Raw genomic sequence first — 20,169 nt, forward strand, 5'->3', positions numbered from 1 at the left:
AGTTGCTTCTATAAAAATCTAAAGGTTGAAAAACGTTATCTAATATTTCTACCTTTACTAATTCTTCTTCTTCAAGTCGATTTCCTTCGAAATCTACCCATACAGTAGTAAACAAAAGTATACAGACTTTTCACTATCATCTACTGTTGGTTTAAGAAAAGTTTCCGGTTTCGACATAGAAGAATCATATAACTCTCCAATATACTTATCCGTATATCCTGATAATGGCGATAACTCCGTTGATAACCTAAGCATATTACCATTAACTTGTTCTCCTATAAAGTTAACAGTTACACTTTGTACATCATATATATCATTTACATCAGCCTTCAAGATAAACTTTTCACCCGAATAAAAGTATTCGTTTGGATGTCCTAATTGTCTATGATACTCTTTCCACTTTTCAGTATGATCAACCATAGGGTCAAATGTAAAAGAATAGTATTCAATATCAACAATATAGTACGTCCCACCCTTATATACTGTACCAGCATAATCTTGCTGCCATACCCTAGTATCAACAGGTGGTTTAGTAACGGTACCACTCCAATATCCAGTGTGCTCTGTTCTCTGAGTATAAGTAGATCCTGCAGTCGTTTCATCACAGCTCCCGTAGATTGCCGAAGGAGGAGGGTCTGAACGGTGTGTAGTATAACCACTTCTGTACAACCAACCAGAATATACACCGTCATCATACCAGATAGGCGCTCTTTGGTCAGTTCCAGCATCACCAGTTTTAGACCATCCATAATAACCATTACCATGTTCAAAGCACGCCCAATAACTTTCTCCCCATCCTGGTTTACTATCTGTAGCTTGTTTGCTGTGAGAAGGAATATATTCTCCACTTATTACATAACTTCCCCCTACTGCATAAAGATTCCCCGTATATTTGTCTCTCGAGTAATAGATAGTCGATGGAAAACTACTACTACTCCCTGTCCTAGAGTCGGTTACATATTGACTATATTGATAAGGATTCCAGGTACCATTATCAGCAATAATAGTCATCTTATCCCCGTTCATAGAGTATTCAATTGTACCATTGTTTACAGTTACACTCTTTACACCATAAAAGAAGGGTAGCTTTATAGTTCTGACTTGCCTTGTAGTATCACTTTCCATGTGCTCTGTTCTATGCTCTAATTTAATTGGAGCAGCTTCTGTAACATCAGAATCACTTATTATAAAAAATAAAGAAGCACTGACTATAGCGATAGTCTTTAACACTAAGTTTTTCACCTATCTACCCCCTCATTTAAACCGATTTGTTGTTTGAGGTCCCATAATAGTATCTCAGATGTCTCGTTATTTTCATGAAAAGGTTTGAGCTCTTCAATGGTAGCAAAATATACAGGATTATACTTAATTTCGCCACTGATTATATTTTTAACTTTTAACAAACCGCTAAATACTAACTCCGAAATATTTTGCCCAGTTTCTTCATAAAGCTCTCTTATCGCACAATCCTTTGGTGATTCATTCTTTTCCCTTTTTCCTGCTGGTATTTCCCATTGTTTTCTCCATTTGTTATAGCATAAGAGGTATTTGTCATTACATTTTATTAGTGCATAAGAGCCAGCCAAACGGTGGTAATCATATATTTCAGTTTCTTTAACATCTAGATAATCAACGAATTCAAAGCCATTATTTTTGGTGATGAGCAATTTGGTCCCCCCTTTAATGAGCCCTAGTAATTCAACTTTTCTACCCCTTCTAAACATAAACATAATATTACAAAAAACAAAAAGACTCTAAGCATAAGAAAAAGGCGACGCCGAATGGAACAACTTGTTTAACATTTGAACACGTTTATTTAAGTACATGGGGAACCGACTGTTATCCAAAGTTCTTATGAAACCACCAAACAATAAGAATCATACTCACTATTCCCCAAGCAACAGTACTCACTATCCACCAAATTATGGATTTGGCTTTTGTAAAACTTTCCTTGTCTTCCATATTTGCTGTTATAAAAGCCAGCTTACTCTCCATACCTTTTTTCATAGAAATGAGAACAACAAATCCGATTATTATGAAACCAATCGCTATCCAGAGTAATAAGTCCACCTTTTATACCTCCCTTTTTTCGAATTATTTTCTTTCAATCCTTTATAATTCATTTAAACTAGCCCGTTAGCATAATAACTCTATCTAAATACTAACATAATATTCCAATAATAAATGAAGTATTTAAATCATAATAAAAAGGCTCCTTTTGGATTTTAGCCCCTGATAATTTTGCCTTTTTTAAAATCTCATCCACTTCTTCTATTGAATTTTCCTCTTTCATCAAAAGTAGAATCTGGGTTATACGCAATTTCCCAAATATTATTTTCAGGGCCAGCAAAAGACGCAGAACGAAAACCCTCATTAGTATCCTATTTTTCCACCAATGCTCCTTACCACTTCAATTGTTTCAATAACCTGACTCGGGTTATCATTTATTGCAAATTAAGCTGCACCGTTACTACAATCTCGTTTAAAGGGGAGTAAAAAAAAGGCATCGTAGTTAGTTAACACCCAAGATGCCTTATTACTGTCTGTAGGTATTGAATTTCCTGATAAATAAGTACCAAAAAGGTAATCAACAGAAGTAAGGAATTTCGAGTTATTTTTGAAGTTTTATTTAGAAGTTTTATTTAATAGATTCGTTAACTGTCACCATTACTCCACCCATATTGTCACCTGAAATCACATATTCTAACAAATAAGTATCGTTATATAACAATCCGTATCCCTTTACCAATTCATTATGTGTAAAAAGATTGACGACATCTGATTTAATACCTGCTTGGCGAACAGGATATTCACTATTAACTAAAAGCAGATTTCCTTGAAAGATTTGTTCCTCTGTAATCGTTATTTCTTGGATATTATCAGTCATACTATCCTCTACTTTATCATTTTCATATTCTTGTACTTCCACGCCTGGTAAATCTACGATTGATTCAAAAAAAGAGTCATTATTTATGAAAACAATACACATACACACTAGAAATAAATTTAAAAATCCCCACTTTTTCATTTTTTAACTTCCTCCTAATTCTTCCTTGCTTAAAAGATTAGCTAAAACTTTTTAAAAAAGAGTGGGGTAAATTTTAAATTTTTCTTAAATCAAGTAATTGAAGTTATTCTCTTCCTTATTACGTTAATGTTTCGCTTTCCTTTGGTAATCGGACTTCAAAAACAGTCTGTGTTACACTACTTTGAACAGTAATTGAACCGCTGTGTTGCTCCACAATATTCTTCGCAATGAACAAGCCAAGACCAGTGCTGTTTTTGTTTTGAGTTCTTGCTTTGTCTCCAGTATAGAGCATATCAAAGACATGCGGGAGGTCCTCTGGAAGAATGTAATCTCCGTAATTCACAACTTGAACAACAACTTCCCCCGCTAGTTTAATAACATTTCTTCGCAATCTCTTAACCTATCATCAATTTCATCATTAAATTCTAAACTAACTTACAATTAACGAAGGATTAACATACCAATTCGCAATGCATGTAGCCGTCAATCTATTATTAAATGTATAATGTCCTATGTTTATTGACACTGTTTATTCATATACATTACTGTTTTAACTAAAAAAATGTAGTGCTAAACACAAAGTGATATAGCACTACATTAATTATTTTTTAAATTTCCAATGTGGACTGGTCTATCTAAATCTATGACCTTTATTTTGCTATCGGTTATAAAAAAATGTTCCCTCCTCTGACAACCACATTCTGTCAATACGTCCAATTCTTTAAAAACTCAGCCGCCCTCTCTTTACCGCTCTTCATTAGTTTCTTTTTTACCTCATCATCGATCATAAGGTCTGTTGTTCCTACATCTTGAACTGGGATGAAAATGATATTTGCCTTCTCACTTTTAGCAATGTATCTCGCGTCATGAGCCTGTTTCATAGTAGAGAATAACGCGTGTAGCATATCAAGGGCATTTTTTATTTGCTTTGGATTGTTTTGTTGAGGGGAATCACTTAGCTTTACTCCAAGTATTGGCCTTGTGCGCTTATTGGTTTCACTTTCAAAGACCCAAATTGGAAAATTGCTCAACAGCCCTCCATCTACTATCACACTTTTCACCCTGCCTTTCCCTGTTATTTTCTTTGGTACAAAGAAATAAGGAAAACCAGCGCTCATCCGAACAGCCCGAGCAATTGGGAAATCAACAGGATTAATCCCATAAACTCCTTCTAAATCATCTGGTAAAACGACTAGTTTTCCCAGTGTTAAATCACTAATTACTACTTTTAAATAACCTACCGGCAGATCTCCAAACGTATAAATATTTCGTTCGGCAAGTTGATTATAAATCCACCTTTCAAATTTATCCCCCTTATAAATCCCCATCTGAAAATACAAAAGTAACCACCTGCTAACGGGGATATACTTGGTTATACTAGGTGGATCTAAAAATTGTTTTAGCTCGAGATCATTTAGTAGATTTTTTATTTCTTTATAGTGGTAACCTGCCGATAGTAAAGCAGCAATAATCGCTCCAGCAGATGTCCCTGCAACACGCTCGAAATGAAGATTCCGTTCTTCAATACTTTCTAAAGCTCCGACAAAAGCAAAAGCCTTTACACCGCCCCCAGAGAAAACACCGTCTATTTTCATAAACAATCCCCTTATCGCTTTTTTATTAAATGTAAGCAATAAGGGGGAAGGTTAGAACGTTAATTAGTATTTCGTTTCTGAACTTCTCTAAGTTCTGAAACTCTCTTCTCATCTTCTTTAAAATATCTCACTAAGTCACCTAATCTATCGATTGAATTCCAGCTTAAATGGTGTTCAATTCCTTCAACATCATTGTATATATTATCTTTTTCGACACCAATTATCTCCAAGAAGTCCTCTAATAACTCATGGCGAAATACCAATCGTTCACCAACTTCTTTTCCTTTTTCAGTCAAGATAAAACCTCTATATTTTTCGTAAATTAGATATTCACCTTTATCTAATTTCTGTACCATTTTTGTTACAGATGATGGATGGACCTCTAATGATTCTGCTATGTCAGAAACACGGGCATAGCCCTTTGTCTCAATTAAGTTATAAATAATTTCAATATAATCTTCCATACTTGGTGTCGGCATCCTGTTCTCCTCGTTTCACAAGAATATTTTTTTATCTAAGGCAAAACTGTTTCTATATAAAGGATACAGGAAATACCAATCGGAAACAAGCCTTTACGTTATATCTATAATTCTCCAAAGACCACGAACCGCCCAAAACAGAATTCGGAATGGAAGAATGATTAGTTCGGGTATCCAAAATAGAACGTCCATTAAAAAATCGCCAAACGTATAACGATCACCATGACGATGTTTTCTTGTCTTTTCTTTTTTTCTCTTCCACCATTCTGTCATTTAACATCTCTCCTAGTTATTCATATGTAGTTTTCATACGAAATAAGGCAATGTTTTGTTTCATTTATGGGTAATTCTTCACAAAAATGAGTTAACCCGATTCATATCCGTAACCAAATAAGGATTTTCTTTTCTCATTTTTTCTACTAAAATAGCAGCCTGACTTCGGTCCTCCTTAAGTGCATCTAACTCCTTTTCCGTGATTCCAACCAATTGAAGGAAATCAACTCTACCGTGAACCGTGTCAATACCTTCAGCTTCTGTATCTTGAACTACCAATAAAGCAGTTATTTTTGATGCAGAACCAATTTTAATAGGAGTTCCATTTCCACCAATAATTTGTAACGGTTCAAAAAATCTTTTCTGGGTATATGTATAACGAGCAAGGTTGGCAAATATATCTAGCGCCCACATACAATTTTCACTTGAATCTTCCTTAAACTTTATTGTTAATTCATATCCCCAACCGCTCCACTCTCCGCCAAAAGATTCCTCATTTGTGTATAATTATGTAAGACCATATGAGAGTATATGTTTATATCCATTTTGTAATTGATACATACTATATCCCTCTAAATATTGATCACCACCAAAGACAGATCTGGCATGTATATTCGTCCCGAATTGTTCAGGTCTGTGATTGGGATATAACGCTTCAAACACACTATCTATAGCATCCCACCCTGGTGCTCAATCTTCCTCTTCATTTGCTCGTTTTTTGTATTCATCTAGATTCATTTCATGTTCCCCTCTTTTCGGAAATGCTAAGTTATCTCAATACAAATCTTCTGTTACCAACATTACTCTGCAATTTAAATTTTGCTGGTGTTCTAACGTATCGCTCAAGGAGCTCATAGGCTTTACTATCCGTTAGATAATCGGAAATTAGATTCTATTTCTTCAGAATAAGTTTCTTATGTATCTTAATAGGGTAAGTGTTTATAGATATTCATGATTTATACCACTTCGGTTTAATACGTTCGAAGTTATCGTGGTCCTCTAAAATAATCTCAATTCTCTCTAAAGCATCCTCGAATGAGGCTGGATCATGCATTGTCGTCCAAACTATCGTGGAAAAGATATTCATTGCAGCGTATAAGGAATACACTTTCCAAAAATAGTCATCCGGCTGACCTGAAAAATATCCCTCTATTTGTCCGATACAATAAGGTATGCTAATTCTCCTACTAAATAATGCTAGATTGTAAAAGTCATGATACGGATCACCGTAATCGTGTCCATTAAAATCAATTATTCCTTTAAATCTATCACCCGAGAGGATAATATGTTCTAAATGAAAATCATCATGTAATAACGTATTCGTTCTATCACCTAATAACTCCATATTCTCTTCAATAAAGCTGATAATCCTTTTATCCTGTTCATGTCTGAAATGACCATTCTTATACTCATTGAGGTAATAGTTAAACTTCTTTCTCTGGCTCTCTTTCCAAATAGGTATATGTAAAGGGGCTTCTATTTGATGAATTTTATATAGTTCTTTTCCAGCTTGGATGCCAATTTGATGTTGTATGTTACTAGAACAGTTATTAAATGCTTCAACTGCTGGAGTTCCTTCCATAAATTCGATTACCATATAACAAATGTTATCTCTTTCTATATTTCCAAATAGAATTGGTCTTTGTGATTGAATCTCCCTCTCTTCTAACTCCTGTAGTAACTTATATTCCGCTTCCCTTTTTTGATAATATGTATAGTCTGAAATACGTAATAGATATTTGTTTCTCCCCTCCAAAACTATGTATTTATCATCAGGTGAATAACCCTTTTTCACTTTCTCCACACTTGTAAAACCATTGAAGAAGGATATGTTATCTATTACATTTTTAATGTTGTACCGCATGCTCTTCCCACCTGTAACTTTCAATTATTTTAACTAGGGCACTTTAAACGAAAATTAATGCTTCTTTACAAATAGCTTACCTTTGTACTCGTTGACCGCCAACTCGTACTCTTCACCATTCTTTAAATGAATCGTCTTCGTCTCCCCTTGGTACCGTTCATCAATGTGTACAAAGACATAATCCTCTAGTTCAACAGAAACTACTCCACCCGGTTCTCCTTCTCTCATTTCTATTAGACTATAACTAGCTGATGAGTAATTAAATATTGCAATAGCTGGGTTTCCAATCAATTTTCAATGCAAATGCCGTTAACTCACCATCTATCCATTCATCTATCTTAACTATTACTGATGTTTCTTTATCTAACGTTAAGGGTTCGCCGTACTGATATTGTACAACTCGCCAAAGCTCCTGTTGAGTTGGATATTCATGATCTGACCAATACCCAGTTTGTGACACTCGCTCTTTTTTATCTACATTTAATGTTACACCCATGTTCGGGTTCTCTATATCATTCACCTGAAACTGGCCTACCGTATATCCTTCTACATAATGTTTTGGTAGAACAGTAAATTCCTTATCTGGGTACCTATCTTCCAAGTACTCCGTTACTATTTCGTATCGCTCAGCATGGATATTCACTTGTGAAGTAAAAAAGTATACATAATATCCCACATAACAAAGAACGACTAACGTCATCAATGTAATCATCCATTTTTTTCGTTTTCTAAGAATAAAGCCAATAACTATTAAAACGAGCAGTAATATTAATCCAATAATAAGAAAATATATTAACTCACTAGGACTCATGTCATTATCCTCCTGATCTCCAAGATTTGAATCAAGAATGACAAATAAGACACTTACAAGAAAAGTAATGCTATCGCTTCTATTTCTATAGGATCAATTAGAAGTATTATAAAAATTTACTGCTTAATCCTAAATAAACTAGACCAGAAATCACAATAAATCCAATTAATAATATAGCCTTATTCCTGTTAGACCAGTTTTTCACCCAACCCCATCTCTTACTGTCTCGGTCTAACCAATAGACATCAATAATTACTGTTAAAATAATGAGTATCAAAACTAATATAGGACCCATGAGTACATTCAGTCTCCTTTTCATCCACTAATATTCCTGTTTTAATTCATTAATAACTGATGAACGAATTGTAGGTAAAGTGAGAATTAATGACTGTTGTAAAGCGTTGGCGTTTTCCCCGGGTGATTAACTTAACCAAGTCGAGTAATTCCTTATCGGTCATCACTTACCTCCATAATTCTATGGTATTATTTAAAGAGGCTATAAATTACAAACCCTATTATCAAGACAAGAATAAGTATTCCAAACAATCTCCACCCTAAGCCACCGATTAAATCCGGTAACCCCCCACCGTGAACACTGCCAGTAGGATTCTGTTTCCATTCTTCCTGTCTCATCTTCTCTCTTCTTACTTCAGGAGTTTCTCTTTCTTTATCCATCTTTTTTGAGCCTCCTTTTTACATTTTTTAATAAACCATACAGAACGCTTTGTATCATATTTGCTATCTCAATACTAACATAATATTCCAAAAACATAATCAATAAACAGAAGAAAAATTATTCCTAGAAAAAAGACAAAAAAGGAAGCGCAACCTCGATGTGGTTTAACGCCTCCTTGTAGTAATCTTAGTTGAAGTTTTTGTAAAGATTACCCATTTCTATTGCTCCAACAGCTGCTTCATAGCCTTTATTTCCAGCTTTAGTTCCTGCACGTTCTATAGCTTGTTCGATTGACTCTGTTGTAAGTACACCAAAAATAATAGGGATTCCGCTTTGAAGTCCTATAGTAGCGACACCTTTCGCTACTTCACTACTCACATACTCAAAATGCGGTGTAGCACCTCGTATTACAGTTCCCAGTGTAATAATAGCGTCAAAGCCACCTTTGTCCGCTAATTTCTTAGCTGCAAGAGGAATCTCAAATACCCCTGGTACCCATACGACGGTTAGATCATTCTCATTGACACCATGTCTCTTAAGGGCATCTTCGGCTCCACTCAGTAATTTGCTTGTGATAAAATCATTAAATCTCGAAACTACAATTCCAATTTTTAGACCACTTCCAACTAAGTATCCTTCAAGTTCTTTTTTCATAATATTATTCCACTCCTTTATTTTTATCTCCAACTATTTATTTTGTTTTAAACCCGATAGTTCACCCCCTGAAAATCAGAAGGTAGATTGAATCCCACTTTTTTCTGATGATGTCTCATGCTTTAGGCGATACTCTTGCAAATCTTTAATGGTTATCATTTTTAAATCAAATTCACTTGCTACTTTTTTTAAGTCGTCGACACGTGCCATTGTGCCATCATCATTCATGACTTCACAAATCACACCTACTTCTTTTGATTTTGCTAATCTAGCTAAATCAATAGCAGCTTCCGTATGACCAGCACGCCTCAATACTCCACCTTCCTTCGACACAAGAGGAAAAATATGTCCAGGTCGTCTGAAATCACTTGGATGAGCTTCTTCATCTAATAATTTTTGCACTGTCAATGCCCTCTCATATGCACTAATACCTGTTGTTGTTTCAATATGATCAATACTAACGGTAAAAGCTGTCTGGTGACTTTCTGTGTTGACTTCTACCATTGGTATGAGGTCAAGTCTGTCTGCAAATGACTCGGAAATTGGAACACAAATGAGCCCTCTGCCCTCTTTAGCCATAAAGTTGATCATTTCGGGGGTTGCAAACTCACCAAGCCCCACAAAGTCTCCTTCATTTTCACGGTCTTCATCATCACAAACAATAATAACCTTTCCAGCTTTTAAATCTTCTAATGCAGCCTCTATTTTATGGAACATAATATGAACACTCCTTCCTAATGAATCAAATAAAATTCTCCCCTATTTACATAAATCCGTTATCTTTGAGTAAATCAATTGAAATACTATCTTTGACTTTGGAATGGTCATTCCTTTCAAAATAAGAATGTACATATTTGCCAATCATATCGAATTCGATATTAACTTTTTCCCCAACCTTTTTCATGCCTAGAATACTTTCCTTTGCGGTATGAGGGATGATGGACACCGTCAGTTGATTATCGGTTGTCCCAAATATAGTTAAAGAGGTGCCATCAATTGCAATAGAGCCTTTATACAGAGAAAAACGACTGAACTTGCTTGGATATTGAATGTCAATATATATGGCATTTTCTTTTAATTCTCTTTTGACAATTTGACCAATTGTATCAACATGGCCACTAATTAAGTGACCTCCGAACCGTCCATTGGGACTCATTGCTCTTTCTAAATTAACAAGTGAACCTTGTTGCAGGTTAGATAGCGAAGTACTGTGAAAGGTTTCGGGCATTACATCCATTAAAAATGAATCATGATTATGATCTGTTACGGTTAAGCAAACACCATTCACGGCGATACTATCACCTAGATTTATGTCCTCTAAGACTTTCTTTGACTTTATATCTAGTGCGAGTGTGTTTCCTTGGGTTTTTATCCGTTGAATGGTACCTAATTCCTCAATGATTCCAGTAAACATTCTTCCCTTTCATCCCCTTTAAGAGATTTCGTTTAATATTAATATGTGGACCTAGTTCTATCTTTAATAACAATTTTTGAACTATATTTTTAGACAATGAATTTACTTTTTTCGATGTCTAATAAATTCGAATGGGATTTCTTCCACCTCGGGGTCTATTGGTGGTTAAAAGAGGGTTAACTTTATACTGTTTGATTACTTGCATTCCAATATGCTTGCGAGAAAATTGAAATAGATCTTGTCGTGACTTTGGAGATATCAACCATTATCATCTCCTAATTTTGCTGATATTTATACTTGTGAAATTGTAATGCTAGCTGTAATTGTAACGAATGGAGTTTTAGTTTGAATAAAATAAACAACTATCTTTCATTGATTCGATTTTCTACAACTACTTGTTTGTTCCCTCCAATTAGCTGTCTCTGACAACACTGTACTTACACTCTGAACCTGCTAGAGCGACAGTAGTGAAAACTTAATGAATGAACAAGGTTCATTTATCCTTTATTATTCTTTCCCCCTTTTCTAATAACCTCTCCATTTAAACAAAAATCTCCCTTACCTATTTTGGCAAGGGAGAAAAAAAGCATAGCAAAAAACCGTCAAAAACAGCATTTTGAACAATTTTTTTCCTTCTCCCATCCAGACTATTACTGTCGGCTTTGGAATCTCACCAAATCCACCGTTTTCATATTTCTATGAACCCGGGTCACGGACTTAGAGGCATGCCTCATCACCGCCGGTTGGGAATTACACCCGACCCCGAAGGAAATCCTATTGAATTAAAAAAATAATAACAAAACAAAACCATATATACAAGGATTTCGTTTTAGTGATTAATGAAACTTTCCTTAGTAGGAATTCCCCCATGTCCTTTTAAAAGGGGAATTACTGGAGTTTTAAACAAGGGAAATTCACACGAATATTATAGGGCTACCATTAGAATCCCAGCCAAAAAAAGAAAAAAACTTGTGAAGATTGTTCTTTATAAAACCCTAATATCTTCCAAACTTTCTCCAAGTATATAATGCGAAAACCATATCAAATTTTGCTTCATAATAGCCACGTTCATTCCTGGCTGGTCTGGACTATATGTCATTCCTTTAAAAATAACAAATTCTGTATCAACTTGCCTATCTTTTAGCCCTTTATATAGCTCATATGAATTGGTAATTGGAACTCTTGCATCTACTTCGCCATGTTGAATTAAAGTGGGAGTACAGGCTGATTTAATATAGGTCATTGGTGATGCTTCTGAATATATTTCGGGATTGTCCCATGGATTACTACCGAAATAAGTCCTAATAATATTTGGTATATCTGTATAGACATAATGGTTTCTCCAATTCGTAATTCCGCCACCTACTGATATAGCTTTAAATCTAGTACTGTATGTAGAACAAAAAGACTGATATGTTTCCACCATTGCTCCACCCCATAACTCCAATTCTATCGTTATCTGCAATCCCCATGTCAACTAGTTTATCCACTCCAGAAATGATATCATCGTAGTAGGCAATACCTAGTTTTTTATAGTTTGCTTTTAAGAACTCATTACCATAGCCAGAGCTTCCTCTGTAGTTCGGCTCTAAAACGATAAAGCCTTTTTCGATAAACTGTTCAATTGGATATTTCTCATTAAAACAATCTGAAAATATCGGATAAGAAGCCCAGGCCGGACCACCATGGACTACCACCAGTAATGGATATTTCTTATTTTCGTCAAATTCTACTGGGGTTGATAAAATCCCCTCAATTTCTAGCCCATCACTACTATGCCATGAAATTACACTCCTGTTACTTTTCTTCTTTCCTTTGAAAAAGCTATTTTCGTTTGTGATTTTTCTATCGTCAAAATAGATTTCAAAGGTTTCATTTGTTTTAGCTTTATTATAAGAAATATGTTTTCCATCTCTTGTTATCGAAGCATCCATTACAAAGGTATCCTCTAGTTCACTTAATATCTCTATATTACCGTCCAAAGACAATAGGCCAATAAGATAATTCGTTTTATTTTGCCATCTAATTAATATTCCTTTAGATGTCCACCTTAGAGGAGTAACCGTACTATCAAAATCCGTTAAAGGTTGTATGATCTTTTGATTTTGTAAATCATATATTTCTATTGTGCCGTCTTGTATATGGGTCTCATAGTAATCCCTCTCCTTAATACTTGCTATGTAACATAACCTGTTCCCTTCAGGAGAAAAGCAAACACTTTCTCCTAACCATTTATCTATATTCAGCTTTTTTAGCTCTCCTGATATCATATCGTGAATGTATAAATCTGCCTTCATGAGATCTTCCATGTTCGGACTCGGCGTAGCGATAAATACAACCTTTTCCCCATTATTTGAAATGTCAAATTCATGTATATGAAATTCCTCAGCATCCGTTAGTTGAGAGACAATAGTCTTTTTGAATCCAATTTTATCGTATTGCCGCGTGTTTTCTAATTCTATGTAAAATAAGCAATTATTACGGTATTCCCTATCTACTAGTTGGTAGTCCCCATAAAATTTCTTGCGTTTCTTAATCGCGTCAGATTCTTTTAATTGGGAAACATAATAAAAACCCTCACCCTTAGGATCCCATTTGAAGTGACTTATTCCTTCTTCTTCATCTGTAATTTGAACCCCAACATCTCTATCTATCGACCTAACAAAGATTTGATTCTTCTGATTCTCCCCGATACCAACTGGACTGAGGTAAGCGATATTTCTGCAATCTGGAGACCATTTTGGATGAGTACTATCGATATAATTTGTTGTTAAAGGGTAACACTGCTCCTTTTCTTTTTCATATATCCAAATTTGATTGTTATACGTATTGTTCTTCCAGTTAGCCGTTTTTTTAACGAATGCAATTCTTTTACCATCTTCACTTATATTTGTAGCGGATAGACTTGGTAAAGATATAATCTCTTCTATACTTAGATAAGTATTTTCATTCATAATCTTAATAAGCCCCTTCTATTGGTATGTCATATCTGTCCGACTCGAAGGTATTTCATATTAATTCACAACTATCAGAAATATAAAAAATAACCCCTTACGGACGACTATACCGAAGAGGTTATTTTTAATCAATCATTTTTACTGATCATACTTATTCAGTTAAACTAGGAAACTCTACACTATGTCAGTTTACCATTATTACAGACCACACTTAAGTTGTGCTCCACAACTTGTACAAGTATTACATCCACCAATATCTTCTACACTACCTTCACGACAAACAGGACAAGTATCGCCAACCTCTGAACCAATGGTTACATCCGTTGATTTCAGTTCTTGGATTGTATCCATTAGGACAACTTTTCTTGGTTGCTCTTGTTCTTCAAATAGTTCTGTTTGCTCGAAAGTATTTTCTTCTGCTTTTAGTGTAAGAACCTGTGAATCACGACTTCCATCTACATAAACTGTACCACCTTTTGCACCACCACGATACAATCTGCGATAGACACTCTCTACTTGATCTACTGTATACCCTTTCGGAGCATTAACCGTTTTAGAAATAGAGCTATCTACCCAACGTTGAATAACACATTGTGTATCAGCATGTGCTTCTGGTGATAATTCCATAGCAGTTACAAACCAATTTGGTAGATTGTTTGAATCTGTTTCTGGATGTGTGTCCATATATTCTTGAACAATATCTGCTTTTACTTCAATAAATTTACCTAGTCTTCCACTTCTAAAATACGAGAAGGAGAAGTAAGGTTCTAAACCTGTGGACACGCCAACCATGGTTCCTGTAGATCCAGTTGGTGCAACAGTTAATAAATGTGAATTTCGAATGCCATACTTCAGAATGTCTTCACGAATATCTGCTGGCATTTTCTTCATATAACCAGTATTAATAAATGCTTCACGTAACTTCATCGTATCTTCTTCTGTTTCGCCGATTAAGAATGGGAAGCTACCTTTTTCTTTTGCTAGTTCAATAGATTCTCTATAAGCAGTAGTTGCGATTGTTTCGAAAATCTTATCAACTAACTCGTTACCTTCTTTAGATCCATATTCTGTTTCACAGTAAATAAGTAGGTCATGAAGTCCCATTACTCCTAGCCCTACACGACGTTCCCCTAAGGCTTGCTTCTTGTTTTCTTCTAAGAAATACGGTGTTGCATCAATTACATTATCTTGCATACGCACACCGGTTTGAACAGTTTGTTTTAATTTATCAAAATCAACGGTTTTCGTTTCTTTATTTGCCATTTCACCAAGATTAACTGCTGCTAAATTGCAGACAGAAAATGGTGCAAGAGGTTGTTCCCCACAAGGATTTGTAGCAACCACCTGTTGACCATAAGCCTTCGCATTAGTCATGTCATTTGCATTATCGATAAAGAAGATTCCAGGCTCTGCCGAATACGTAGCACAAATATTAATTAAATTCCACAGCTCTTTCGCCTTGATGCGACGATATACGCGGACACCATAGCCCATTTCTTCCCACTGACGGACATCACCAACTTCATGCCATTTTTCGTTATAAGCCTTCATTTCTTCTTCATTATAATTCTCGACATCAGGGAATTTAAGTTCGTACCAAGTATCGTTTTCTACCGCTTCCATGAATTCTTTTGTAATACAAACAGAGATATTTGCCCCCGTTAGGAATTCGGAATTATGAACAGAGTATGTTCCACCAGTTCGTAGTTTTTCCTCTGCTTCTCTAATGACTTGATTCGTAAATCCCCCTTGGCCAGGTATCGTTTTATAGTTTAGTATTCCTTGATAGAGATCAGCTTCCGTTTCTGTTAATGGAGTAAACTTAAGCTTTTCTTGTGCCAATTTTTTAATTTGTTCATCCTCTGTATTCTCGATTAGATAACGTAGAATTCTTGGGTTTTGCATTTTAGAAATAATAAATTCTATGATATCGGGATGATTGTCTACGAGCATTATCATTTGTGCTCCACGTCTTGAGCCACCTTGCTCAACCAAATGAGTCAATTTAGCAATATCATCTAACCATGAAACCGAACCAGATGATTTTCCATTTACACCTCTAGCAAGTGCATTACGAGGACGTAATGTGGAGCCATTCGTACCAACTCCTCCACCCCTACTCATAATTTCCATTACTTGCTTACGATGCTCTGAAATACCTTCGCGCGAATCTTTTACGTATGGCATTACATAACAATTAAAATAAGTAACTTCCGTATCAGAACCTGCACCATACAAAACTCGTCCAGCGGGAATGAAATTCAAGTTCGCCAATTCCTGATAGAATCTCTCAAACGACTTTTTACGTAATTCTTCAGTAGGCTCCACACTCGCTAGACCTGTTGCATTACGCTTCGCAATTTGTTCGTAAAATACTTCTAGTGGCTTATCAATGCTATCTAATCCGCGTTTGACAATACCTGTTTCTGCCTCTTCACCTTCTAGTACAGAAACATAATCAGGTTCTACTTGTACGAATGCCTCATTAGTTAATTTGTCGATAGATTTGATAAACCCAAGTCCTCTGGCAGGGAATTTTGGATCAGCTTTTACCGTCAAGACAACAAAATCGCCTTCTTTTAATGTCTTTTTCTCTGTATCCTTAAAGGAATAACGGTCTAGCATGACGAGTCTAGACACACCCTTATGTAATAATTTCATATCAGGTGTAATTGGGTGTACTTGAGGAAATTGATTAATGTCTTCATTAAGCATTTCCACATTAATATTTGTTCTCGATTCGACAACCGTTGACATTTTATCTCTCCTTTTGACATAAATACAAATTCTATTATTCTAGAATTTCATTAGTAATAACATACCACATCCGGATAATAGATTACAACATATTGAATATATATATTTAAATAACACAATATATAGTAGCAGATGCACATGGAATCATTTTTGTCAACGAACAATAATAAGAATAAAATAAAGAAAATGAAAGATAATAAGTGAAAAATAATCGTTTCTAAGGAAAAATAAACAAATACTAAAATTGCCTAAATATATTCTAGTATGGTATATAAAATCTCCTCAACACGATTCGACAAGAACTCGTTGAAGTTGTCCACATATTACATGGAGAAATACTTTGAAAAATAGATAGTTTCATCCTATAATAAGATAGAACTATGTGAATGACGGGGGATTAATTAGATGAAATATCTATTATTAGCACTAATTATCATTATTGTACTATCAGTGTTTCGCTATTTTAGACAGCGAACTTACTTAAAAACACTAACAGAGGACCAATTCCGTGAAGGATACCGTAAAGCACAATTAATTGATGTGAGAGAACCTCAAGAATTTAAGAATGGTCATATTCTAGGTGCTAGAAATATTCCGGTTACTCAAATGAAACAACGATTAATTGAAATTCGTAAAGATAAACCAGTATATCTTTATTGTGCAAGTGGTGCCCGTTCTCAGCGTGCTGCACAGTTGCTAAAAAAACAAGGCTATGAAGATATCAATCAGCTAAAAGGTGGATTTAAAAAATGGACTGGTAAGGTTAAAAAAGGTTAATATATCTTTTCTGACCAAAGACATACAATAAAAACGCTTGGACAAGGTGAGACCCATGAATGTTAGCTTAATCAATGTAACTTTCAAGAGTTAATTCCTAAACCAAGCGTTTTTTCGCCTTTCTGTTAGCCTTTTTACTATGAAACATTCCCTATCTATATTATTGTCCAATTAGTCTGCATAAAATGCTATAGTCTGGATAATCTACGCCTATTAATATTTATGAGGTGATAGGAATGTTTAACATGATGGAACAAGAAGATTTGGAAACAATTAGAGAACTAATTAAGGACATAGACACTGCCATGTTGACTACCGTAACAGAAGAAGGGCTTGTTTCTCGTCCAATGAAAACTCAAGAAGTAGAGTTTGATGGTGATTTGTGGTTTTTCACCAAAAAGGATACTAGTAAATATGAAGAAATTTTACATGATCAAGATGTTAATGTGGCGTATGTTGGTAAATCGTATGTTTCTATTCGTGGAAGAACTGAAATCGTTGAGGATTTAAATAAGAAAAAGGAGTTATGGAGCAAAGCTTATGAGAAGATCATGCAAACTTCTTATGATGATCCTAACGTTGTTTTAATTAAGGTCAAAGTGGAAGCAGCCGAATATTGGGATACAGGTAATCTTACAAAAAAAGTCGCCTATCTTTATAAACGGATGACAGGACAAGATTCAAAATCGACAGATGTTAATGAGACGGTAGAATTTAATAATTAAAAAATGGGTTGTCTAGTTACAGGACAACCCATTTTTTTAAACACTGGTTAGCGTGAGACCTTTGGAGGTTGACATACGTCACACATCCGTTGGTTATTATTTTTAAACTTCTTAAATGTTTTTTCGAAGTTGTTGCCACATGCACACTTAAATAACAGCTTCTGAGAATAACCATGATATTCTGTCGTTAGCAATTTACTTTCCGAATTGGTCTCAACAAATTTTTTTATTTCACCGATCGTCCATCGTTTATTCATTCACATACACCTCCATGTGGTATCCATTGCGGAGGCTATTCTAGGCATCCGTCCATTTATAAGAAAAAGTAGTAATATCATAGCAACTCATTATAACATAACCTAGCCCATAATTATAGAACTGTTAATATCACATTGTATGAGGTTTCCAAGTTGTCAGCTTATCAATCTCCTGTTTATTTACCCATTCCAAAAATTCGTGGGTATCTTGAGATAAGCGTCTCCAATATAAGACCAATTCCCTAACAGGTTTAATTCTTTTAGTATATCACTCGCTACCTTTGTTCAAATACCTACACGTTGTAATATATCCATTAGTTTAGTAATACCTTTCTATAAAGATTTACCTCATATTGTTAATTGACAGTAGTTACAGAATAATAAGCTACTAGACCTATCACTGCTAAGATTTGTATGATAATTCCTAATGAGCTACAAATTAAACCCGAAGTCACTAGACCCCTTCCATCTTCATTCGTTTGTTTAATCTCCATTGCTGCTTTTCTTGATACGATAACCCCGATAATACCGGGGATTAAACCGAATATTGGTATTAAAATGGAGAGAATTCCGATAGTTAAAGAGATTACAGATTTAGTATTGGTGTTAGTTTTTTCAACCAAATATACCCCCTCCTCTTTTCAATCTGTTCCTTTTCCTAAATAAACATCCCGTTCAGCAATATAATATTTTAAGTTAACAATAATCATTAGCTATGTTTCCAATCTCTTTTTAATAAGGAAAAGGAATAATGATCATAATATGAACCCCTAAATAAATGCTTATCTCTATATACTCCTTCATTTACAAATCCAAGCTTTTCTAATAGTTTTATAGAATTATCGTTTTCTAAAGCAACATAAGCGTTAATTCTATTTAAATTCATATGTTTAAATCCACTTTCAATTGCACGAATTAACGCTTCTTTCATGTACCCTTGTCCCCAATATTCGTGCCATAGATCATAGCCTATTTCTGCAATATTATTCATTCTGTCCCAATTATCATAGCCACACGTTCCAATTGGTTCTTGCTTTGCACCTTTTTTAATGATTACCCAACGGTTGTATCCCTTCTCTTCTGGATTTTTATTCCACTTCACAAAATTTATTGCATCATTTCTATTTGTAAATAATTCTTCATCATATAAAAACTCACATACTCTTTCATCACTAAAATGCTTATAAATAAAATCAACATCCTCATCATTTACATTTCGCAATAATAACCTATCTGTTTCTATATTCGGGAACTTTTTCTGTTTACTCATTAGACGACTCCTTAACAATTTATAATCTTCCCTATTAACCTATGAACCTCTTTCTAAATATAGTCATTGAATCATCTTTTTAGGTTGATTTGCAACATATAATCTAAGGTGTTTTCTATTATTTCAATACTTTATAATTAGAATGGTATTTAGAATAAAATTGAAAGAAGAATGGAGATATCATAAAGACCACAGTACTTAATAAAAAATAAATTATTAAAAACAAGGATAGAGATAAAATATCGGAAGTATCTAGATGATTAAGTACAATATAACCGCTAATAAATGCCGTAATAAATAGTAATACTGAATTTATTATTTTTGATTCAAGATTTAAACTATGTTCCGTATCGCATTTTCTACATTTCACTGTGTTGCTATATCTTAAAGACTTCCATACTGTTTTATAAATTTCTATCCACTTAAACCTTGTATGACACTTCTCGCACTTTTGCATATTAATTACCTCCTAACACATATTTCCATCCCTAATTTTTCTCTGATCCTTGCTAGTATGTGTACCCTTTTTACAACGCTTCTATTAATAATCATAACATATTTTGTAATTATCGGAATAATATATACATTAAATCGTAAGGCGTTTTATCTAATAGCTATATTCCAATAAACAC

The 20,169-nt window shown here is 34.6% G+C and carries 21 protein-coding genes, 5 pseudogenes and 1 riboswitch; of the genes and pseudogenes, 2 read left to right on the forward strand and 24 right to left on the reverse strand.

The window, feature by feature from the left end:
• Nucleotides 1–93 precede the first annotated feature (93 nt).
• The 20 genes and pseudogenes from G5W_RS0111835 to G5W_RS0111930 all read right to left on the reverse strand — a co-directional run bounded on the left by G5W_RS0111835 (nucleotide 94) and on the right by G5W_RS0111930 (nucleotide 16,508).
• Nucleotides 94–1,242: a hypothetical protein gene (locus G5W_RS0111835; protein ID WP_010096919.1), complete on the reverse strand. Its 1,149-nt coding sequence runs from the start codon at nucleotides 1,240–1,242 to the stop codon at nucleotides 94–96.
• The gene (locus G5W_RS0111840; protein ID WP_010096921.1) at nucleotides 1,239–1,667 is read right to left on the reverse strand and encodes an NUDIX domain-containing protein; all 429 of its coding nucleotides are present in this window, start codon (nucleotides 1,665–1,667) and stop codon (nucleotides 1,239–1,241) included. The genes G5W_RS0111835 and G5W_RS0111840 overlap by 4 nt, the downstream gene beginning before the upstream one ends.
• Before the next feature lie 172 nt (nucleotides 1,668–1,839).
• On the reverse strand, nucleotides 1,840–2,070 hold the full coding sequence (locus tag G5W_RS0111845; RefSeq protein ID WP_010096922.1) for a hypothetical protein: 231 nt from the start codon (nucleotides 2,068–2,070) through the stop codon (nucleotides 1,840–1,842).
• 625 nt (nucleotides 2,071–2,695) lie between these two features.
• A pseudogene (locus G5W_RS24885) lies at nucleotides 2,696–2,896 on the reverse strand (D-Ala-D-Ala carboxypeptidase VanY); the annotation flags it as partial.
• 250 nt (nucleotides 2,897–3,146) lie between these two features.
• A pseudogene (locus tag G5W_RS0111860) lies at nucleotides 3,147–3,389 on the reverse strand (ATP-binding protein); the annotation flags it as partial.
• Between the two features lie 343 nt (nucleotides 3,390–3,732).
• Nucleotides 3,733–4,623, reverse strand: coding sequence for a patatin-like phospholipase family protein (locus G5W_RS0111865; RefSeq protein WP_010096926.1), 891 nt, complete (start codon nucleotides 4,621–4,623; stop codon nucleotides 3,733–3,735).
• Nucleotides 4,624–4,682: 59 nt separating this feature from the next.
• On the reverse strand, nucleotides 4,683–5,102 hold the full coding sequence (mntR, locus tag G5W_RS0111870; RefSeq protein ID WP_010096927.1) for a transcriptional regulator MntR: 420 nt from the start codon (nucleotides 5,100–5,102) through the stop codon (nucleotides 4,683–4,685).
• A 93-nt stretch (nucleotides 5,103–5,195) separates the two neighbouring features.
• Nucleotides 5,196–5,375 (reverse strand): hypothetical protein, encoded by a 180-nt coding sequence (locus G5W_RS0111875; protein ID WP_010096929.1) that lies wholly within the window; start codon nucleotides 5,373–5,375, stop codon nucleotides 5,196–5,198.
• Between the two features lie 78 nt (nucleotides 5,376–5,453).
• Nucleotides 5,454–5,864, reverse strand: a pseudogene (locus G5W_RS24060) (suppressor of fused domain protein); the annotation flags it as partial.
• Between the two features lie 18 nt (nucleotides 5,865–5,882).
• Nucleotides 5,883–6,038 carry a hypothetical protein gene (locus G5W_RS24065; RefSeq protein ID WP_202798744.1) on the reverse strand — a complete coding sequence of 52 codons (156 nt, stop codon included), beginning with the start codon at nucleotides 6,036–6,038 and terminating at the stop codon, nucleotides 5,883–5,885.
• A 286-nt stretch (nucleotides 6,039–6,324) separates the two neighbouring features.
• Nucleotides 6,325–7,239, reverse strand: coding sequence for an aminoglycoside phosphotransferase family protein (locus G5W_RS0111885; RefSeq protein ID WP_010096933.1), 915 nt, complete (start codon nucleotides 7,237–7,239; stop codon nucleotides 6,325–6,327).
• Between the two features lie 54 nt (nucleotides 7,240–7,293).
• Nucleotides 7,294–7,467 carry a hypothetical protein gene (locus G5W_RS0111890; protein WP_157998048.1) on the reverse strand — a complete coding sequence of 58 codons (174 nt, stop codon included), beginning with the start codon at nucleotides 7,465–7,467 and terminating at the stop codon, nucleotides 7,294–7,296.
• A gap of 31 nt (nucleotides 7,468–7,498) precedes the next feature.
• Nucleotides 7,499–8,050, reverse strand: coding sequence for a hypothetical protein (locus G5W_RS0111895; protein WP_010096937.1), 552 nt, complete (start codon nucleotides 8,048–8,050; stop codon nucleotides 7,499–7,501).
• Between the two features lie 106 nt (nucleotides 8,051–8,156).
• Complete coding sequence (locus G5W_RS0111900; RefSeq protein ID WP_010096939.1) at nucleotides 8,157–8,345, reverse strand: hypothetical protein; 189 nt, start codon at nucleotides 8,343–8,345, stop codon at nucleotides 8,157–8,159.
• A 188-nt stretch (nucleotides 8,346–8,533) separates the two neighbouring features.
• Nucleotides 8,534–8,725: a DUF6366 family protein gene (locus G5W_RS0111905; RefSeq protein WP_010096941.1), complete on the reverse strand. Its 192-nt coding sequence runs from the start codon at nucleotides 8,723–8,725 to the stop codon at nucleotides 8,534–8,536.
• Between the two features lie 187 nt (nucleotides 8,726–8,912).
• Nucleotides 8,913–9,380: a 6,7-dimethyl-8-ribityllumazine synthase gene (ribH, locus tag G5W_RS0111910; RefSeq protein ID WP_010096943.1), complete on the reverse strand. Its 468-nt coding sequence runs from the start codon at nucleotides 9,378–9,380 to the stop codon at nucleotides 8,913–8,915.
• 71 nt (nucleotides 9,381–9,451) lie between these two features.
• Nucleotides 9,452–10,097 (reverse strand): annotated as a pseudogene (gene ribB / locus G5W_RS21055) (3,4-dihydroxy-2-butanone-4-phosphate synthase); the annotation flags it as partial.
• A gap of 46 nt (nucleotides 10,098–10,143) precedes the next feature.
• Nucleotides 10,144–10,794, reverse strand: a complete 651-nt coding sequence (gene ribE / locus G5W_RS0111920; RefSeq protein WP_010096945.1) for a riboflavin synthase — start codon at nucleotides 10,792–10,794, stop codon at nucleotides 10,144–10,146.
• 626 nt (nucleotides 10,795–11,420) lie between these two features.
• A riboswitch (FMN riboswitch) is annotated at nucleotides 11,421–11,568 on the reverse strand.
• 211 nt (nucleotides 11,569–11,779) lie between these two features.
• Nucleotides 11,780–13,748, reverse strand: a pseudogene (locus G5W_RS22240) (S9 family peptidase).
• A gap of 201 nt (nucleotides 13,749–13,949) precedes the next feature.
• Nucleotides 13,950–16,508 (reverse strand): vitamin B12-dependent ribonucleotide reductase, encoded by a 2,559-nt coding sequence (locus tag G5W_RS0111930; protein ID WP_010096946.1) that lies wholly within the window; start codon nucleotides 16,506–16,508, stop codon nucleotides 13,950–13,952.
• 405 nt (nucleotides 16,509–16,913) lie between these two features.
• Between G5W_RS0111930 and G5W_RS0111935 the strand changes: the two genes are divergently transcribed.
• Together G5W_RS0111935 and G5W_RS0111940 are read left to right on the forward strand one after the other, a co-directional pair.
• Nucleotides 16,914–17,285 (forward strand): rhodanese-like domain-containing protein, encoded by a 372-nt coding sequence (locus tag G5W_RS0111935; RefSeq protein ID WP_010096947.1) that lies wholly within the window; start codon nucleotides 16,914–16,916, stop codon nucleotides 17,283–17,285.
• A 236-nt stretch (nucleotides 17,286–17,521) separates the two neighbouring features.
• Nucleotides 17,522–18,010, forward strand: coding sequence for a pyridoxamine 5'-phosphate oxidase family protein (locus G5W_RS0111940; RefSeq protein ID WP_010096948.1), 489 nt, complete (start codon nucleotides 17,522–17,524; stop codon nucleotides 18,008–18,010).
• Between the two features lie 47 nt (nucleotides 18,011–18,057).
• Here the strand turns inward: G5W_RS0111940 and G5W_RS0111945 are convergent, their stop codons facing one another.
• From G5W_RS0111945 to G5W_RS24890, 4 genes are all read right to left on the reverse strand, one after another.
• A complete protein-coding gene (locus tag G5W_RS0111945; RefSeq protein ID WP_010096950.1) occupies nucleotides 18,058–18,267 on the reverse strand; it encodes a hypothetical protein in 210 nt (69 codons plus the stop codon).
• Nucleotides 18,268–18,623: 356 nt separating this feature from the next.
• Nucleotides 18,624–18,890, reverse strand: coding sequence for a DUF4190 domain-containing protein (locus G5W_RS0111950; RefSeq protein WP_010096951.1), 267 nt, complete (start codon nucleotides 18,888–18,890; stop codon nucleotides 18,624–18,626).
• 86 nt (nucleotides 18,891–18,976) lie between these two features.
• Entirely contained in the window at nucleotides 18,977–19,537 is a 561-nt protein-coding gene (locus tag G5W_RS0111955) for a GNAT family N-acetyltransferase (RefSeq protein ID WP_010096952.1), read from the reverse strand.
• Nucleotides 19,538–19,655: 118 nt separating this feature from the next.
• Complete coding sequence (locus tag G5W_RS24890) at nucleotides 19,656–19,994, reverse strand: TIGR04104 family putative zinc finger protein (protein WP_010096953.1); 339 nt, start codon at nucleotides 19,992–19,994, stop codon at nucleotides 19,656–19,658.
• Nucleotides 19,995–20,169 lie beyond the last annotated feature (175 nt).

The sequence above is a fragment of the Ornithinibacillus scapharcae TW25 genome (assembly GCF_000190475.1).
Classification (GTDB): Bacteria; Bacillota; Bacilli; order Bacillales; family Amphibacillaceae; genus Ornithinibacillus; species Ornithinibacillus scapharcae.

What these genes read in the sequence shown, in the direction of transcription:
- G5W_RS0111865 (WP_010096926.1), bottom strand. Translation starts at nt 4,623, where the DNA reads ATGAAAATAGACGGTGTTTTCTCTGGGGGCGGTGTAAAGGCTTTTGCT.
- mntR (WP_010096927.1), bottom strand. Translation starts at nt 5,102, where the DNA reads ATGCCGACACCAAGTATGGAAGATTATATTGAAATTATTTATAACTTA.
- G5W_RS0111875 (WP_010096929.1), bottom strand. Translation starts at nt 5,375, where the DNA reads ATGACAGAATGGTGGAAGAGAAAAAAAGAAAAGACAAGAAAACATCGT.
- G5W_RS0111885 (WP_010096933.1), bottom strand. Translation starts at nt 7,239, where the DNA reads ATGCGGTACAACATTAAAAATGTAATAGATAACATATCCTTCTTCAAT.
- G5W_RS0111890 (WP_157998048.1), bottom strand. Translation starts at nt 7,467, where the DNA reads ATGAGAGAAGGAGAACCGGGTGGAGTAGTTTCTGTTGAACTAGAGGAT.
- G5W_RS0111895 (WP_010096937.1), bottom strand. Translation starts at nt 8,050, where the DNA reads ATGAGTCCTAGTGAGTTAATATATTTTCTTATTATTGGATTAATATTA.
- G5W_RS0111900 (WP_010096939.1), bottom strand. Translation starts at nt 8,345, where the DNA reads ATGGGTCCTATATTAGTTTTGATACTCATTATTTTAACAGTAATTATT.
- G5W_RS0111905 (WP_010096941.1), bottom strand. Translation starts at nt 8,725, where the DNA reads ATGGATAAAGAAAGAGAAACTCCTGAAGTAAGAAGAGAGAAGATGAGA.
- ribH (WP_010096943.1), bottom strand. Translation starts at nt 9,380, where the DNA reads ATGAAAAAAGAACTTGAAGGATACTTAGTTGGAAGTGGTCTAAAAATT.
- ribE (WP_010096945.1), bottom strand. Translation starts at nt 10,794, where the DNA reads ATGTTTACTGGAATCATTGAGGAATTAGGTACCATTCAACGGATAAAA.
- G5W_RS0111930 (WP_010096946.1), bottom strand. Translation starts at nt 16,508, where the DNA reads ATGTCAACGGTTGTCGAATCGAGAACAAATATTAATGTGGAAATGCTT.
- G5W_RS0111935 (WP_010096947.1), top strand. Translation starts at nt 16,914, where the DNA reads ATGAAATATCTATTATTAGCACTAATTATCATTATTGTACTATCAGTG.
- G5W_RS0111940 (WP_010096948.1), top strand. Translation starts at nt 17,522, where the DNA reads ATGTTTAACATGATGGAACAAGAAGATTTGGAAACAATTAGAGAACTA.
- G5W_RS0111945 (WP_010096950.1), bottom strand. Translation starts at nt 18,267, where the DNA reads ATGAATAAACGATGGACGATCGGTGAAATAAAAAAATTTGTTGAGACC.
- G5W_RS0111955 (WP_010096952.1), bottom strand. Translation starts at nt 19,537, where the DNA reads ATGAGTAAACAGAAAAAGTTCCCGAATATAGAAACAGATAGGTTATTA.
- G5W_RS24890 (WP_010096953.1), bottom strand. Translation starts at nt 19,994, where the DNA reads ATGCAAAAGTGCGAGAAGTGTCATACAAGGTTTAAGTGGATAGAAATT.